At 57.2% G+C, this 15,988-nt stretch carries 15 protein-coding genes; 10 read left to right on the top strand and 5 right to left on the bottom strand.

From position 1 onward, the window contains the following. Positions 1-90: 90 nt before the first annotated feature. From clpX to bolA, 4 genes are all read right to left on the bottom strand, one after another. Positions 91-1,362, bottom strand: a complete 1,272-nt coding sequence (gene clpX, locus AC6BYQ_RS10820) for an ATP-dependent protease ATP-binding subunit ClpX (RefSeq protein WP_004940354.1) — start codon at positions 1,360-1,362, stop codon at positions 91-93. Between the two features lie 143 nt (positions 1,363-1,505). Beyond that, positions 1,506-2,129: an ATP-dependent Clp endopeptidase proteolytic subunit ClpP gene (gene clpP / locus AC6BYQ_RS10815; RefSeq protein ID WP_016928858.1), complete on the bottom strand. Its 624-nt coding sequence runs from the start codon at positions 2,127-2,129 to the stop codon at positions 1,506-1,508. Between the two features lie 438 nt (positions 2,130-2,567). Continuing rightward, positions 2,568-3,872: a trigger factor gene (gene tig / locus AC6BYQ_RS10810; protein WP_025160063.1), complete on the bottom strand. Its 1,305-nt coding sequence runs from the start codon at positions 3,870-3,872 to the stop codon at positions 2,568-2,570. A gap of 367 nt (positions 3,873-4,239) precedes the next feature. Continuing rightward, positions 4,240-4,554 (bottom strand): transcriptional regulator BolA, encoded by a 315-nt coding sequence (gene bolA, locus AC6BYQ_RS10805; RefSeq protein ID WP_004940361.1) that lies wholly within the window; start codon positions 4,552-4,554, stop codon positions 4,240-4,242. Between the two features lie 314 nt (positions 4,555-4,868). Here bolA and AC6BYQ_RS10800 point away from each other — a divergent pair, with 314 nt between their 5' ends. The 8 genes from AC6BYQ_RS10800 (at position 4,869) to AC6BYQ_RS10765 (ending at position 13,777) form a co-directional block, all read left to right on the top strand. After that, positions 4,869-5,447, top strand: a complete 579-nt coding sequence (locus tag AC6BYQ_RS10800) for a lipoprotein (RefSeq protein ID WP_025160064.1) — start codon at positions 4,869-4,871, stop codon at positions 5,445-5,447. A gap of 51 nt (positions 5,448-5,498) precedes the next feature. Then, positions 5,499-6,977, top strand: a complete 1,479-nt coding sequence (gene ampG / locus AC6BYQ_RS10795; RefSeq protein ID WP_498056860.1) for a muropeptide MFS transporter AmpG — start codon at positions 5,499-5,501, stop codon at positions 6,975-6,977. 441 nt (positions 6,978-7,418) lie between these two features. Next, the gene (gene cyoA, locus AC6BYQ_RS10790; protein ID WP_004940365.1) at positions 7,419-8,369 is read left to right on the top strand and encodes a cytochrome o ubiquinol oxidase subunit II; all 951 of its coding nucleotides are present in this window, start codon (positions 7,419-7,421) and stop codon (positions 8,367-8,369) included. A 3-nt stretch (positions 8,370-8,372) separates the two neighbouring features. Further along, entirely contained in the window at positions 8,373-10,364 is a 1,992-nt protein-coding gene (cyoB, locus tag AC6BYQ_RS10785) for a cytochrome o ubiquinol oxidase subunit I (RefSeq protein ID WP_004940366.1), read from the top strand. Then, a complete protein-coding gene (locus AC6BYQ_RS10780; RefSeq protein ID WP_019454194.1) occupies positions 10,354-10,968 on the top strand; it encodes a cytochrome o ubiquinol oxidase subunit III in 615 nt (204 codons plus the stop codon). Before cyoB ends, AC6BYQ_RS10780 begins: the two co-directional genes overlap by 11 nt. Continuing rightward, positions 10,968-11,306 carry a cytochrome o ubiquinol oxidase subunit IV gene (locus tag AC6BYQ_RS10775; protein WP_019454195.1) on the top strand — a complete coding sequence of 113 codons (339 nt, stop codon included), beginning with the start codon at positions 10,968-10,970 and terminating at the stop codon, positions 11,304-11,306. Before AC6BYQ_RS10780 ends, AC6BYQ_RS10775 begins: the two co-directional genes overlap by 1 nt. 17 nt (positions 11,307-11,323) lie before the next feature. After that, a complete protein-coding gene (gene cyoE / locus AC6BYQ_RS10770; protein WP_019454196.1) occupies positions 11,324-12,214 on the top strand; it encodes a heme o synthase in 891 nt (296 codons plus the stop codon). Positions 12,215-12,412: 198 nt separating this feature from the next. Further along, the gene (locus AC6BYQ_RS10765) at positions 12,413-13,777 is read left to right on the top strand and encodes an MFS transporter (RefSeq protein WP_063918841.1); all 1,365 of its coding nucleotides are present in this window, start codon (positions 12,413-12,415) and stop codon (positions 13,775-13,777) included. Positions 13,778-13,811: 34 nt separating this feature from the next. On the opposite strand, the gene AC6BYQ_RS10760 is transcribed toward AC6BYQ_RS10765, so the two are convergent. Then, positions 13,812-14,303: a YajQ family cyclic di-GMP-binding protein gene (locus AC6BYQ_RS10760; protein ID WP_019454198.1), complete on the bottom strand. Its 492-nt coding sequence runs from the start codon at positions 14,301-14,303 to the stop codon at positions 13,812-13,814. Positions 14,304-14,485: 182 nt separating this feature from the next. On the opposite strand from AC6BYQ_RS10760, the gene panE reads away from it, so the two are divergent. Both panE and yajL read left to right on the top strand, forming a co-directional pair. Then, positions 14,486-15,397: a 2-dehydropantoate 2-reductase gene (gene panE, locus AC6BYQ_RS10755; protein ID WP_074055229.1), complete on the top strand. Its 912-nt coding sequence runs from the start codon at positions 14,486-14,488 to the stop codon at positions 15,395-15,397. Beyond that, complete coding sequence (yajL, locus tag AC6BYQ_RS10750) at positions 15,360-15,950, top strand: protein deglycase YajL (RefSeq protein WP_019454200.1); 591 nt, start codon at positions 15,360-15,362, stop codon at positions 15,948-15,950. The genes panE and yajL overlap by 38 nt, the downstream gene beginning before the upstream one ends. The last annotated feature ends 38 nt before the right edge of the window (positions 15,951-15,988 follow it).

Raw genomic sequence — 15,988 nt, 5'->3', positions numbered from 1 at the left:
TCTCTTACATTCAACGGCAAGAATGCAGGAAAAAGAAATGGGGGATGAAATCCCCCATTTTGCTGATAACGCTCTGGTTTAACTGGCTAATTATTCGCCAGAAGCCTGCGCTTCCGGCTTGCCGTAAATCAGCAGCGGCTTGGATTGGCCGGCGATGACCGACTCGTCGATCACCACTTTGTCTACGCTGTCCATCGACGGCAGATCGTACATGGTATCGAGCAGCGCGCCTTCCACGATGGAACGCAGGCCGCGGGCGCCGGTTTTGCGCGCCATGGCTTTCTTGGCGATGGCGTTCAGTGCTTCGTCGCGGAACTCCAGCTCCACGCCTTCCAGGTTGAACAGCGCCTGATACTGCTTGGTCAGGGCGTTCTTCGGCTCTTTCAGGATCTGAATCAGCGCGTCTTCGCTCAGCTCGCTCAGGGTCGCCACCACCGGCAGACGGCCGATGAACTCAGGGATCAGACCGAACTTGATCAGGTCTTCCGGCTCGGCCTGCAGCAACAGTTCGCCTTCGGTGGCCTTCTCTGATTCGCCCTTGACGGTCGCGCCGAAACCGATGCCGGAACCGGTGTTGACACGCTGGCCGATCACCTTATCCAGGCCGGCGAATGCGCCGCCGCAGATAAACAGGATCTTGGAGGTGTCGACCTGCAGGAACTCCTGCTGCGGATGCTTGCGCCCACCCTGCGGCGGAACCGCGGCGATGGTGCCTTCAATCAGCTTCAGCAGCGCCTGCTGCACGCCTTCACCCGAAACGTCACGCGTGATCGACGGGTTGTCGGACTTGCGGGAAATCTTATCGATTTCATCGATATAAACGATGCCGCGCTGCGCTTTCTGCACGTCATAGTCACATTTTTGCAGCAGCTTCTGGATAATATTTTCCACGTCCTCGCCCACGTAACCGGCTTCGGTCAGCGTGGTGGCGTCGGCCATGGTGAACGGCACGTCCAGGAAGCGCGCCAGCGTTTCCGCCAGCAGGGTCTTGCCGCTGCCGGTCGGGCCGATCAGCAAGATGTTGCTCTTGCCCAACTCGATACCGTTGCTGGTATCGCCGTTGCGCAGGCGTTTGTAGTGGTTGTACACCGCAACCGCCAGCACTTTCTTCGCCTGCTCCTGGCCGATGACGTAGTCATCCAGGTGGTGGCGGATCTCGTGCGGCGTCGGCAGCGCACTGCGCTCACGATGCGGGGCAACTTCTTTAATCTCTTCGCGAATAATGTCGTTACACAGATCGACACATTCATCGCAGATATACACTGACGGCCCGGCAATCAGCTTACGCACTTCATGCTGGCTTTTGCCGCAAAAAGAGCAGTACAGCAGCTTTCCTGAACCGTCTTTGCGCTTATCTGTCATCAGTCAAACCTCTTCTTTAGTCTTGTCCCGCAGGAAAATCACGGCGGCAGTGCGCCCAAACTCATATCGGGAACGCCGAGGGGCCACAACAGAGCGAGCCCCCGCCCACTCTGATTACTATAGTCCATCGGCGCCGCGTGGTTCTAGCTGCGGTGTGTCAGAATGCCGTCAACCAGGCCGTATTCCACGGCTTCTTCCGCGGTCATAAAGCGATCGCGCTCGGTGTCGCGCTCGATCTGCTCCAGCGGTTGGCCGGTATGCTCGGCCATCAGTTCATTCATGCGCGCTTTCACCTTGAGGATTTCGCGCGCGTGGATTTCGATGTCCGTCGCCTGGCCCTGGTAGCCGCCCAGCGGCTGGTGAATCATCACGCGCGAATTCGGCAGACAGAAACGTTTGCCTTTGGCGCCTGCGGTCAGCAGGAAGGAACCCATCGAGCACGCCTGGCCCATACAGATGGTGCTGACGTCCGGCTTGATGAACTTCATGGTGTCGTAAATCGACATGCCCGCGGTGATCACCCCGCCCGGCGAGTTGATATAGAGGAAAATGTCTTTTTCCGGGCTTTCCGCCTCGAGGAACAGCATTTGCGCCACGATCAGGTTGGCCATGTGATCTTCCACCTGGCCGGTCAGGAAAATGATGCGCTCTTTCAGCAGGCGGGAATAGATGTCGTAAGAACGCTCCCCGCGTGAAGTCTGCTCTACCACCATCGGCACCAGCGCCATGTTCGGTGCAAATTGATCTCGTTCGCCACTGTATGACATTACCGTCTCCTAATAGAAATTGCCTTGGCGGCCAGGGTGTCACCCTAATACGCCGATTCTACTTGAGAACGGCCATGATGACTATGCTCAAGCATTCGACCCGCGCCACACGTACCCGACGGTTATTTCATCCCGCGCACTTTGGCAAACAGCCCCAGAATTATTCTTTACAGATGGGGGGAGCCCGGCGCGATTTCAAGCCCAGAGGCCGATTTTCTCCGCGCGCCGGAAACGATGCCGTTATTCTGACCTTTATCATGCCAGCCAGTTCCCCAGGCAACAGGGTAAATATAGTGCATATTGCCCCGCTTAACCTGAGATTAATCAGCAACGTGGCCAAAAGAAAAGCCCGCAACCTGGGGTTGCGGGCTTTTTCATCGCGCGCCGGTTCGCCAGGCGAAACCGGGGGCGCCGTTCATCGCGCCCGTCACGCAGGCATTACGCCTGTTGGGTCTGGTTCATCAGCTCGCTGAAGGTAGTGGCTTTTTCAGTCACTTTCGCTTTGGCCAGCAGGGCTTCAACCGCTTGCTCTTCCAGAGCCACGTTGCGCATGTTGTTCATCAGCTCTTTGTTTTTGCTGTAGAACTCGATGACTTCGCTCGGATCTTCGTAGGCGGAAGCCATTTCTTCGATCAGCGTCTTCACGCGGTCTTCGTCAGCTTTCAGCTCATTGGTGCTGATCACTTCGCCCAGCAGCAGGCCAACCACTACGCGGCGTTTCGCTTGCTCTTCGAACAGCTCGCGTGGCAGTTCCAGCGCTTGCTTCTCGTTGCCGCCGAAACGCTGTGCAGCCTGACGGCGCAGCACGTCGATTTCGCCGTCGATCAGTGCAGCAGGCACGTCGATTTCGTTCGCGCTCACCAGGCCTTCGATCGCCTGAGACTTGATGCGGTTACGCACGGCGCCTTTCAGCTCGCGCTCCATGTTCTTGCGAACTTCGGTGCGCAGGCCGGCAACGGAACCGTCCGCCACGCCGAAACGCTTGATGAACTCTTCGGTCAGTTCCGGCAGCTCGCGCTCTTCAACTTTCTTCAGCACGATAGCGAACTTGGCCGCTTTGCCCTTCAGGTTTTCCGCGTGGTAATCTTCCGGGAAGTTCACGTCGATGGAGAACTCTTCGCCCGCTTTGTGGCCGACCAGACCTTCTTCGAAGCCTGGGATCATGCGGCCCTGGCCCATTGCCAGCACGAAGTCGGACGCTTTGCCGCCTTCGAACTCTTCACCGTCGATAGAACCGGTGAAGTCAACGGTCACGCGATCTTCAGCTTCCGCTGCGCGATCGGTTTCTTTCCAGGTCGCCTGCTGCTTGCGCAGAGTGTCCAGCATCGCGTCGACGTCTTCGTCGTTCACTTCAACCACTGGTTTTTCAACTTCGATGTTTTCCAAGCCTTTCAGCTCAACTTCTGGATACACTTCGAATTCAACGGCGAAAGTGAAGTCTTCACCTTCTTTGTACTCGCCCGGCACGTAGTTTGGTGCGCCGGCCGGATTAATCTTTTCTTTGATGATCGCGTCAACGAAGCTGCGCTGCATCGCTTCGCCCAGCACGTCCTGACGAACAGAGGCGCCGTAACGCTGTTCCACGATGTTCATCGGCACTTTGCCTTTGCGGAAGCCGTCGATACGCACGCTTTTCGCTGCGTTGATCAGCTCTTTCTTCACCGCCTGCTTGATAGTATCAGCCGGTACAGTAATAGAGAGACGGCGCCCAAGGCCTTGAGTGGTTTCTACTGAAACTTGCATCTTGTTACCTCAAAAAAATCACAGTGCTCGGTCAACTCCGTTCCAAGAACCAGGACGGCTACAAATAAGAACCGAGTTCCCTGATGACAGAAGCGTCCCGAAACCATTCCGGAAAAATAAGACGCGACATTATAGCGGCGCATGCATGGCGAGTCGAGGAAAGCTAGGCGGCGCAGGCGCGCTAAAACTCACACTTTTGTCGATTCAATCGCCAAAAGGCCGCCAAAACAGACCGAACGTTGGCCATATTGCGCATCGGCCGCGTCGTCGTCAAAAACAGAAACGGCCCGCAGGCCGTTTCAAAATTCGTCAGTAGTAATACCCTAATTCGAGGGCAAAGTTCCACTGATACCTGAAAATTTCCCCCTCAGGCCAGCGTCCCGGCGCCGCGGCACGGCGGCGAGGCCGGCACGGTATCCTGCAATCCTTCCCACTCTTTGAGCGTATAGGTGTGCAGCGCCAGCGCGTGTACGCCATCGGCCAGCTCTTCCGACAGTACGCCGTAGATGGAGCGGTGACGCGTCAGAAAGCGTTCGCCGACGAAGCGATCGCTGACCAATACCACTTTGAAATGACTTTCTGAACCCGCCGGAACGTTATGACGATAGCTTTCATCAACGACTTCCAGATACGCGGGCTCAAACGCCGCCCTTAACTTTGCTTCTATTTGCTCGCGAATCATAGGATCTCCTTACAACACCGGCAGAGGACCGTGCCCATCTAGTTCAATATTAGCCGGTTTTCCCCCGTTTAGACCATCACCTGGACAAATTTCTCTTTTCTGCGGTCAGAGGATGAGCACCATCCCCGCCGCTTGGGGGATTAGCCGATTGAGCGGGCCAAAAAAGCGTGTTTTTATCAACGGCAGGTAAAAATTTGTCACTCAGGCGCCTTCCGCGCTTCCACCGCACGGCGGCGATGCTATGATGTCGGCAATTTGTTGTCGGCTATCCCGCTCTGATTATTGCTAAATCCATCGAGAATGAGACAGAAAACATGTTAAAGAAACTTTGTCTTCCTTTGCTGGCCGCCCTGCTGCTGGCCGGCTGCGCGACCAGCAGCAACACCCTGAACGTCACGCCGAAAATCGTTCTGCCGCAGCAGGATCCTACCCTGCAGGGCATCACCATCAGCATCAACGGCGCGGATCAGCGTACCGATCAGGCGCTGGCCAAGGTGAATCGCGACGGCCAACTGGTCACGCTGACGCCATCGCGCGATCTGCGCTTCCTGCTGCAGGAAGTGCTGGAGAAACAGATGGGCGCTCGCGGTTACATGATCGGCGCCGACGGCCCGGTCGCGCTGCAGATCGTCGTCAATAACCTGTACGCGGACGTCTCCGAAGGCAACCTGCGCTACAACATCACCACCAAAGCCGACATCTCGATCATCGCCCAGGCGAAGAACGGCAACAAGCAGGTGAAAAATTACCGCTCCACCTATAACGTGCAGGGCGCCTTCACGGCCACCAATGAGAAGATCACCGACGCCGTCAACTCCGTGCTGGGCGACGTGATCGCCGACATGGCGCAGGACACCAGCGTCAACGACTTTATCAAGCAAAACGCGCGTTAATCGACGCGCCTTGCGCCGCCCGGCGGATCGGGCGGCGCAGACAGGGAACTCATGTCGAAACACTATCTGAACATCTTCACCCAGCGTAACTCCGCCATTCTGCTGCTGCTGGGCTTCGCGTCGGGTCTGCCGCTGGCATTGACCTCCGGCACGCTGCAAGCCTGGATGACCGTCGAAAACATCGATCTGAAAACCATCGGCATCTTCTCGCTGGTGGGCCAGGCCTACGTCTTCAAATTCCTCTGGTCACCCTTCATGGACCGCTATACCCCCCCGTTCCTTGGGCGGAGGCGCGGTTGGCTGCTGATCAGCCAGCTGCTGCTGGTGGCGGCGATCGTGGCGATGGGCTTTATGCAGCCCGCGCAGCATCTGTGGTGGCTGGCGGCGTTGGCGGTGCTGGTGGCGTTCTGCTCCGCCTCGCAGGATATCGTGTTCGACGCCTATAAAACCGATCTGTTGAAAGCCGAAGAACGCGGCGCGGGCGCGGCGATCTCGGTGCTGGGTTACCGGCTGGCGATGCTGGTTTCCGGCGGCCTGGCGCTGTGGTTGGCGGATCGCTATTTCGGCTGGCAAACCACCTACTGGCTGATGGCCGGATTGATGCTGATCGGCGTAGCCGCCACGCTGCTGGCGCCGGAGCCGGATGAAAGCATCCCGGCGCCGCGCACCATGGAACAGGCGGTCGTCGCGCCGCTGCGCGATTTCTTTGGCCGCAACAACGCGTGGCTGATCCTGCTGCTGATCGTGATGTACAAAATGGGCGACGCCTTCGCCGGCAGCCTGAGTACCACCTTCCTGATCCGCGGCGTGGGGTTCGACGCCGGTGAAGTGGGGCTGGTGAACAAGACCCTCGGCCTGTTCGCCACCATCGTCGGCGCCCTGTTCGGCGGCGTGCTGATGCAGCGCCTTACCCTGTTCCGCGCCCTGATGCTGTTCGGCATCCTGCAGGCGGTGTCCAACCTCGGGTATTGGATCCTGGCGGTGACCGACAAGAGCCTGCTCACCATGGGCAGCGCCATTTTCCTCGAAAACCTGTGCGGCGGCATGGGCACCGCGGCCTTCGTCGCGCTGCTGATGACGCTGTGCAACCGGTCGTTCTCCGCCACCCAGTTCGCGCTGCTGTCGGCGCTGTCCGCCGTGGGCCGCGTTTATGTCGGCCCAATCGCCGGCTGGTTCGTCGAAGCTCACGGCTGGCCGCTGTTCTACCTGTTCTCGATCGCCGCCGCCCTGCCCGGCTTGCTGCTGCTCGGCGTCTGCCGCCAAACGCTGGAGCACACCCAGCAGCATGGCGACTTTATGCCGCGCACCGAGTTTTCAGGGTCTTACCGCTGGGCGCTGCGCCTGCTGACGCTGGGCTGTTCGCTGCTGGGCCTGTGGCTGCTGCTGCTGATCGCCAATGCGCTGGACTGGACCCAGGCCCCACAGTTGGCCGATCGGCTGCTGCAGGCCGGCGCCGCGCTGAGCCTGCTCGGCATCGCAATGGGCAGTACGTTGGATTACCTGGCGCTGCGCCGCACCCGTTTGGCATAATCTGACCGGCCGGCGATTGCGCCGGCCGAAAAAAAAAGCGATCCGCGGGTATATTTATTTTGGTAAAAAAAGATAATCGGCGCGGAAATTATTTTTTTATCCGACTGCCGCACTCGGAAATAAAATTAAATTCACCTTTAAGACACAATTATTTTACATTAAATAAACCTTTTCTGCGTATTTCCCCGCCGTGCATTTCTTCGCCAAATTCATCATACCTTTAGTTTTCCTTAACATACGGGCTGCTCGTCACGATTCAGCGTGCCAACGCGTTGTTGTCATTGGTAAATTGTCACGCAAGGTTACATCTGTGACCCCCTTAACAGAAAGTGTCAACAAGCCGCTGACACTCCCTTAAGCATGTTTACAGTACTGCAACCTTCCCGTAAAATGCCCGCACACATGAAACGACAATTGAGCCTTTGTTATTGAGGTCGTTAGATGAGACTTAAGAAATACAATAAAAGTATTGGGATGCTGTCATTAATCGCAGGCACTGTATTGCTCAGTGGCTGCGATATGGTTTTGATGAATCCCAAAGGAGCAATTGGTGTTGAGCAACGGACACTGATTATCACTGCAATCGCGTTGATGTTGATCGTGGTGGTGCCAGTTATCTTCATGGCGTTCGCCTTTGCCTGGAAGTATCGCGCTTCCAACAAAGACGCCAAGTACAGTCCGAACTGGGCCCACTCCAACAAGATCGAAGCGGTCGTCTGGACCATTCCTATCATTATCATCGCCATCCTTGGCACCATTACCTGGAAGACCACCCACGAACTCGACCCGTTCAAGCCGATTGTCACCGACAAGAAGCCGATGACGATCGAAGTGGTGTCGCTCGACTGGAAATGGCTGTTCATCTACCCGGAACAAGGCATTGCGACTGTTAATGAGCTGGCTTTCCCGAAAGATGTTCCAGTCGAATTCAAGATCACCTCTAACTCGGTAATGAACTCGTTCTTTATCCCGCAGTTGGGTGGACAGATTTATGCGATGGCCGGCATGCAGACCAAACTGCACCTGATCGGCAACGAAGCCGGTGCCTACAAGGGCATCTCGAGCAGCTACAGCGGCGCAGGCTTCTCCGGTATGAAATTCACCGCGATCGTTACCCCGACCGAAGGCGACTTCGATCAGTGGGTGGCCAAGGTGAAGGCATCGTCTAAAAACCTGAACACCACCGACGACTTTAACAAACTGGCAGAGCCGAGTGAAAACAACCCGGTTGAGTACTTTGCCGCTGTCAAACCGAATTTGTTCAAAGAAACAATTGCCAAATTCATGGGCGACATGGATATGCACAAGGGCGCTGGCGCGCACGAAGGCATGGACATGAGCCAAGGTATGGACATGGGTGAACATGCTGCTCACGCCGGAGCCGAGGAATAACTGATGTTGGGAAAATTAACACTTGATGCGGTTCCGTACCACGAACCGATCATCATGGTCACCGTAGCCGCAATTATCGTCGGGGGCCTGGCAGTGCTGGCGCTGCTGACATATTTCGGCAAATGGAAGTGGTTGTGGAGCGAATGGCTGACTTCGGTCGACCATAAAAAAATTGGTATCATGTACATCATCGTGGCGATGGTCATGCTGCTGCGCGGCTTCGCCGACGCCATCATGATGCGTAGCCAGCAGGCGTTGGCGTCCGCCGGCGAAGCCGGGTTCCTGCCGCCGCACCACTACGACCAGATCTTCACCGCGCACGGCGTTATCATGATCTTCTTCATGGCGATGCCTTTCGTGGTCGGCCTGATGAACGTCGTGGTGCCGCTGCAAATCGGTGCGCGCGACGTCGCCTTCCCGTTCCTGAACTCCCTGAGCTTCTGGTTCTTCGTGGTGGGCGTTGTGCTGATCAACATCTCCCTGGGGGTCGGTGAGTTCGCTCAGACCGGTTGGCTGGCGTATCCGCCGCTGTCGGGTAAAGAGTACAGTCCTGGCGTCGGGGTCGATTACTGGATCTGGAGTCTGCAGATTTCCGGTCTGGGTACCCTGCTGACCGGCGTGAACTTCTTCGCCACCATTCTGAAGATGCGTGCCCCTGGCATGCCTATGATGAAGATGCCGGTGTTCACCTGGGCGGCGCTGTGTACTAACGTCCTGATCATCGTTTCTTTCCCAATTCTGACCGTCACCATCGCGTTGCTGACCCTGGATCGCTATCTGGGCACCCATTTCTTCACCAATGATATGGGCGGCAACATGATGATGTACATCAACCTGATTTGGGCCTGGGGTCACCCAGAGGTGTATATCCTGGTTCTGCCGGTGTTCGGCGTATTCTCCGAAGTCACCGCGACCTTCTCCAGAAAACGCCTGTTCGGCTATACCTCACTGGTATGGGCAACCATCGCGATCACCGTTCTGTCGTTCATCGTCTGGCTGCACCACTTCTTCACCATGGGGTCCGGCGCGAACGTTAACGCCTTCTTCGGTATCGCCACCATGATCATTTCCATCCCGACCGGGGTGAAAATCTTCAACTGGCTGTTCACCATGTATCAGGGCCGTATCAAGCTCAACTCCGCGATGCTGTGGACCGTTGGCTTCATCATCACCTTCTCCGTGGGTGGTATGACCGGCGTTCTGCTGGCGGTGCCGGGCGCGAACTTCGTGCTGCACAACAGCCTGTTCCTGATCGCTCACTTCCACAACGTCATCATCGGCGGCGTGGTGTTCGGTTGCTTCGCGGGCCTGACCTACTGGTTCCCGAAATCCTTCGGCTTCACGCTGAACGAAAAATGGGGCATCCGCGCGTTCTGGTTCTGGATCATCGGCTTCTTCACCGCCTTCATGCCGCTGTACGCATTGGGCTTTATGGGCATGACCCGTCGTATCAGCCAGAACATCAACCCTGAGTTCCACCCTCTGCTGCTGGTTGCAGCCGGCGGTGCGGCGCTGATCGCCTGCGGCATCCTGTGCCAGCTGACCCAGATCTTCGTCAGTATCCGTGACCGCGAACAGAACCGCGATCTGACCGGTGACCCATGGGGTGCTCGTACTCTGGAGTGGTCAACTTCGTCTCCACCGCCGTTCTATAACTTTGCCGTAGTACCGCAGATTCATGACCGTGACGAGTTCTGGGACATGAAAGAAAAAGGCGAAGCCTATAAGAAACCGGCTAAATACGAACCGATTCATATGCCTAAGAACACCGGCGCCGGCGTTATCATCGCCTTCTTCAGCCTGGTATTCGGTTTCGCAATGATTTGGGAAATCTGGTGGATGGCTCTGGCTGGCTTCATCGGTATGATCGTTGTCTGGATCGGCAAGAGCTTCGATCACGATGTTGACTACTATGTGCAGGTTGATGAAATCGAGCGCATTGAGAACCAACACTACGAACAAATCCGTAAAGCAGGCGTGAACCATGTCAACTGAAACTCTGACCAATCATAACGCAGCCCATGCAGAGCATGGGCACCACGACGCGGGTGAGACCAAGGTCTTCGGATTCTGGATCTACCTGATGAGCGACTGTATTTTGTTTGCGAGCTTGTTCGCGACTTATGCAGTCCTGGTGAACGGGACCGCAGGCGGTCCCTCCGGCAAAGACATCTTCGACCTGAAGTTTGTCCTGGTCGAAACTTTCCTGCTGTTGTTCAGCTCCATCACCTACGGCATGGCGATGATCGCCATGAACAAGGGTAAAGTTGGCGGTGTAAACACGTGGTTGTTCCTGACCTTCCTGTTTGGTCTGGGCTTCGTGGCGATGGAAATCTATGAATTCCATCACCTGATCGCCGAAGGCTTCGGTCCGGATCGCAGCGCGTTCCTGTCCAGCTTCTTCGCGCTGGTCGGCACCCACGGTCTGCACGTAACTTCCGGCCTGATTTGGATCATCGTGATGATGATTCAGGTGAGCAAGTTCGGCCTGACCGCGACCAACAAAACCCGCCTGATGTGCCTGAGCCTGTTCTGGCACTTCCTGGACGTGGTCTGGATCTGCGTATTTACCGTTGTCTACCTGCTGGGGGTTATGTAATGAGCCATTCATCCCATGAAACCTCTCACGGCGGCGCAAGCCACGGCAGCGTGAAGTCATACCTGGTCGGCTTTATCCTGTCGATCATCCTGACGGTAATTCCATTTGCGATGGTGATGAACGGCACAGCCTCTCATTCCACCATCCTGGCGGTTGTTGTCGGTATGGCGGTTATCCAGGTGATTGTTCACCTGGTTTACTTCCTGCACATGAACACCTCATCGGAAGAGCGCTGGAACCTGGTGGCATTGCTGTTCACCGCTATGATCATCGGTATCGTTGTTGTAGGTTCACTCTGGATTATGTACAACCTCAACATCAATATGATGGTCGATTAAGAGCTGAGCTGCACGTGATGATTAAGCAATACCTGCAAGTCACTAAACCAGGAATTATTTTCGGCAATTTAATTTCTGTCGTTGGGGGATTCCTGCTCGCTTCCAAAGGGAGCATCGACTATCCCCTGTTTCTCGCCACCCTGGTGGGTGTCTCGTTGGTGGTCGCGTCGGGCTGTGTGTTTAACAACTACATCGACCGCGACATCGACAAGAAAATGGAGAGAACGAAGAATCGGGTGCTGGTAAAAGGCCTGATCGCGCCGAGTGTCACCCTGGTTTATGCGACCGTGTTGGGTATTGTGGGCTTCGCGTTGCTGTATATCGCGGCCAACCCGCTGGCCATGTGGCTGGCGGTGATGGGCTTCGTGGTTTATGTCGGCGTTTACAGCCTGTACATGAAACGCCACTCGGTCTACGGCACGCTGATCGGCAGCTTGTCGGGCGCTGCGCCGCCGGTTATCGGCTACTGCGCAGTGACCAACGAGTTCGACGCCGGCGCGTTGATCCTGCTGGCTATCTTTAGCCTGTGGCAGATGCCGCATTCTTATGCGATCGCTATCTTCCGCTTTAAAGATTACCAGGCGGCCAACATTCCGGTGCTGCCGGTGGTGAAAGGCATTTCCGTCGCCAAGAACCACATCACGGTCTACATCCTGGCGTTTATGATCGCCACGCTGATGCTGACTCTGGTGGGTTATGCCGGCTACAAATACCTGATCGTCGCTGCGGCGGTGAGCGTATGGTGGCTCGGCATGGCGCTGCGCGGTTACAAAACCGAAAACGACAGCGTCTGGGCGCGTAAACTGTTCGTGTTCTCCATCGTCGCCATCACCTCGCTGAGCGTGATGATGTCGATCGACTTCAGCGCCACGGCGGCGCCTGAAGCGCTGGTGACCTACGTTTGGTAAGCCAAATCATCTGTGAATGGGCCGCGTATGCGGCCCATTTTATTTGTCACGCCGAAAAGCGCTCGAACTGTAATATCTGTTAAACAACATTCGATTTACCCCCCCTGCCCTGCACACTAAAATGACGCAGCTTTACAGAAATCATGCCATCAGGCGCTGTCTCAACGTCTGATGGCATGGTTTTTACCGAGGTTTGATGTGAACGATAATTCAATGACCCCGCAGGAGCGCCGCGCCACCTGGGGATTGGGCACCGTATTTTCCCTGCGCATGCTCGGCATGTTTATGGTATTGCCGGTGCTGACTACCTACGGCATGGCGCTCAACGGCGCCAGCGAAGCGCTGATCGGCATCGCCATCGGCATCTACGGCCTGGCGCAGGCGGTGTTTCAGATCCCATTCGGCCTGGTGTCCGATCGCATCGGCCGCAAGCCGCTGATCGTCGGCGGCCTGCTGATCTTTGCCCTCGGCAGCGTGATTGCCGCCGTCACCGACTCTATCTGGGGCGTGATCCTCGGCCGCGCGTTGCAGGGCTCCGGCGCCATCGCCGCCGCGGTGATGGCGCTGCTCTCCGATCTGACCCGCGAGCAGAACCGTACCAAGGCGATGGCGTTTATCGGCGTTAGCTTCGGCATCACCTTCGCCATCGCCATGGTCGTGGGGCCTGTCATCACCCACGCTTTCGGCCTGCACGCGCTGTTCTGGATGATCGCCGTGCTGGCGCTGGCCGGCATTGTCATCACCTTGACGGTGGTGCCTTCCGCCGACACCCATCTGTTGAATCGCGAGTCCAGCATCGTGCGCGGCAGCTTCCGCAAAGTGCTGAGCAATTCGCGCCTGCTGAAGCTCAACTTTGGCATCATGTGTCTGCATATCCTGCTGATGTCCAGCTTCGTGGCGCTGCCGCTGGCGATGGAAAAAGCCGGGCTGGCGGCCAGCGAGCACTGGATCGTCTATCTGGTGACCATGCTGGTGTCGTTCGCTGCCGTGGTGCCTTTCATCATCTATGCCGAAAAATATCGCCGCATGAAGCAGGTATTTATGGGCTGCGTGGCGGTGCTGTTCTGTGCCGAAGTGCTGCTGTGGCTCTCCGGCATGCACCTGTGGGGCATCATCGCCGGCGTGCAGCTGTTCTTTATGGCCTTCAACGTGATGGAAGCCATTCTGCCTTCGCTGATCAGCAAAGAATCACCGGCCGGCTACAAAGGCACGGCGATGGGGGTCTACTCCACCAGCCAGTTTATCGGCGTGGCGATCGGCGGCAGCCTTGGCGGCTGGCTTTACGGTTTGCAGGGGGCAGGCTTGGTGTTTATCGCCGGCGCCGTATTGGCTGCAGTCTGGTTCCTGGTCAGCAGCACGATGAAAGAGCCGCCGTATGTCAGCAGCCTGCGCATTACGCTGTCGGAACTGGCGGTGAAGGATTCGGCGCTGGAAAGCCGCCTGAAGGCGCAACCCGGCGTGGCCGAGGCGATCGTGGTGCCGGAGGAGCGCAGCGCCTACGTCAAGGTGGATACCAAGCAGACCAATCGCGGTCAGCTGGAAGCGCTGGTCAATTCGCTGTAAAGAATCAGGGCCGGCAATGCCGGCCCTGTAGAGATTAATCGCGGAAGTTCTTGAACTGGAACGGCTGCCCCAGATCGCCGCCGCGCACCAGCGCCATCACGCTCTGCAAATCGTCGCGCGACTTGCCGGTCACCCGCACTTCTTCGCCCTGGATCTGCGCCTGCACCTTCAGCTTGCTGTCTTTGATCAGCTTGACGATTTTCTTCGCCACGGTGGTTTCAATCCCCTGCTTCAGCTTGGCTTCCACGCTGTAAGTTTTACCGCTGTGGGTAAATTCTTCCGGGATCTCCAGCGCGGCGCCGTCGATGCTGCGCTTGCTCAGCTTTTCGCGCAGAATGTCGAGCAGCTGCTGCACCTGGAAATCAGACTCGGTGGCAACCTTGATGCTTTGGTCTTTCTCGTTTAGCTCAAAGCTGGCCGGCACGTTGCGAAAATCCCAGCGGGTGCCGAGATCGCGGGTGGCGTTCTCAACGGCGTTACGCACTTCCTGCATATCAATTTCGGAAACGATGTCGAAAGATGGCATACTTCTTCCTCCTGAATGAGTGCCTAATAGCTTAGGCGATTTTGATGCCGAGCATGATAACCGCTTTGCCGCCTCAGACAAAATCTGCTGAACGCACGCAGGGATAGCGCTTCGGGCTGCCATAAAGCCTATAGTTAATTCACGGTAATTGAGCGGTATTCCCGTGTTTCCAAGGAGACTGAATGAAAATAACCATTCTTGGTTGCGGCGCGCTCGGACAACTGTGGCTCTCCCGGCTGTATCAGCAGGGCCACGATGTACAGGGATGGCTAAGAGTGCCTCAGCCTTTTTGCGCCGTGAACGTGATAGAGCCGGAAGGCGTCTCGTTCAATCGCAATCTGCCCACCAACGATCCGGAGCATCTGGCGCAAAGCGAGCTGTTGCTGGTGACGCTGAAAGCCTGGCAAGTGTCCAGCGCGGTCAGCGCGCTGCTGCCGAAGCTTAACCCCCAGTGCGCCATCTTGCTGCTGCACAACGGCATGGGCACTCAGGAGGAGCTGCCGCCGAACGGCCAGCCCATTCTGCAGGGCACCACCACCCACGCCGCGCGCCACGAAGGCAGCACCATTATTCACGTCGCCACCGGCATCACCCACATCGGGCCGACCTCGCCGGCCGCCCAACGCCTCAGCCACCTGGCGGAAGTGCTGCATCAGGCGCTGCCCGACGTCGCCTGGCACAACAACATCGCCTCGGCCAACTGGCGCAAGCTGGCGGTCAACTGCGTGATCAACCCGCTGACGGCGCTGTACGGCTGCCGCAACGGCGATCTGCAGCGCTACCCGGAGCAGATCGAAACGCTGTGTCGTGAAGTCGCCAGTGTGATGGCGATGGAGGGTTACCACACCTCTTGCGAAGGCCTGATGCAATATGTCATGGACGTAATCCACAGCACCGCCGACAACGTTTCGTCGATGCTGCAGGATATCCGCAGCCAGCGGCACACCGAGATCGACTACATCACCGGCTACCTGCTGCGCCGCGCGCGCAGCCACGGCCTCACGCTGCCGGAGAATGCGCGACTGTTTGAACTGATTAAACGAAAGGAAAATGAATATGAGCGTATCGGCGCTGGTCTGCCTGGCACCTGGTAGTGAAGAAACCGAAGCCGTCACCACCATCGATCTGCTGGTGCGGGCGGGCGTAAAAGTCACCACCGCCAGCGTTGCCGGCGACGGCGAGTTGACTATCGTCTGTTCGCGCGGCGTCAAACTGCTGGCCGATGCGCCGCTGGTGGCAATCGTCGATGAGCCTTTCGACGCCATCGTACTGCCCGGCGGCCTGAAGGGAGCGGAATGCTTCCGCGACAGCCCGCTGCTGGTGGAAAAGGTGCGGCAAATGCATCTGCAGGGCAACATCGTCGCCGCCATCTGCGCAGCGCCTGCGCTGGTGCTGCAGCACCACGATCTGTTCCCGGTCGGCAACATGACCGGCTTCCCGGGCCTGAAAGACCAGATACCGGCGGATAAATGGATGGAACGCCGCGTGGTGTACGACGCTCGCGTTAACCTGCTCACCAGCCAGGGGCCGGGCACCGCAATGGAGTTTGCGCTGAAACTGATCGATCTGCTGCTTGGCAAGGCCAAGGCGGCGGAGATCGCCGCGCAGCTGGTGTTGATCCCCGGGATGTACGATTTCCGCGACTGAACGATTTGCCGATAAAAAAAGGGCTGAACACCGGTTCA

The organism is Serratia sp. LTN-2, assembly GCF_059740205.1.
The sequence above is the reverse complement of the archived record's forward strand: the minus strand, read 5'-3'. Positions and strand labels throughout refer to the sequence as shown.

Coding starts and splice junctions, on each gene's coding strand:
- bolA (WP_004940361.1), bottom strand. CDS start 4,554: ATGATTCGCGAGCAAATAGAAGCAAAGTTAAGGGCGGCGTTTGAGCCC.
- cyoA (WP_004940365.1), top strand. CDS start 7,419: ATGAGACTTAAGAAATACAATAAAAGTATTGGGATGCTGTCATTAATC.
- cyoB (WP_004940366.1), top strand. CDS start 8,373: ATGTTGGGAAAATTAACACTTGATGCGGTTCCGTACCACGAACCGATC.
- cyoE (WP_019454196.1), top strand. CDS start 11,324: ATGATTAAGCAATACCTGCAAGTCACTAAACCAGGAATTATTTTCGGC.
- AC6BYQ_RS10800 (WP_025160064.1), top strand. CDS start 4,869: ATGTTAAAGAAACTTTGTCTTCCTTTGCTGGCCGCCCTGCTGCTGGCC.
- AC6BYQ_RS10775 (WP_019454195.1), top strand. CDS start 10,968: ATGAGCCATTCATCCCATGAAACCTCTCACGGCGGCGCAAGCCACGGC.
- yajL (WP_019454200.1), top strand. CDS start 15,360: ATGAGCGTATCGGCGCTGGTCTGCCTGGCACCTGGTAGTGAAGAAACC.
- AC6BYQ_RS10780 (WP_019454194.1), top strand. CDS start 10,354: ATGTCAACTGAAACTCTGACCAATCATAACGCAGCCCATGCAGAGCAT.
- clpX (WP_004940354.1), bottom strand. CDS start 1,362: ATGACAGATAAGCGCAAAGACGGTTCAGGAAAGCTGCTGTACTGCTCT.
- tig (WP_025160063.1), bottom strand. CDS start 3,872: ATGCAAGTTTCAGTAGAAACCACTCAAGGCCTTGGGCGCCGTCTCTCT.
- panE (WP_074055229.1), top strand. CDS start 14,486: ATGAAAATAACCATTCTTGGTTGCGGCGCGCTCGGACAACTGTGGCTC.
- AC6BYQ_RS10760 (WP_019454198.1), bottom strand. CDS start 14,303: ATGCCATCTTTCGACATCGTTTCCGAAATTGATATGCAGGAAGTGCGT.
- ampG (WP_498056860.1), top strand. CDS start 5,499: ATGTCGAAACACTATCTGAACATCTTCACCCAGCGTAACTCCGCCATT.
- clpP (WP_016928858.1), bottom strand. CDS start 2,129: ATGTCATACAGTGGCGAACGAGATCAATTTGCACCGAACATGGCGCTG.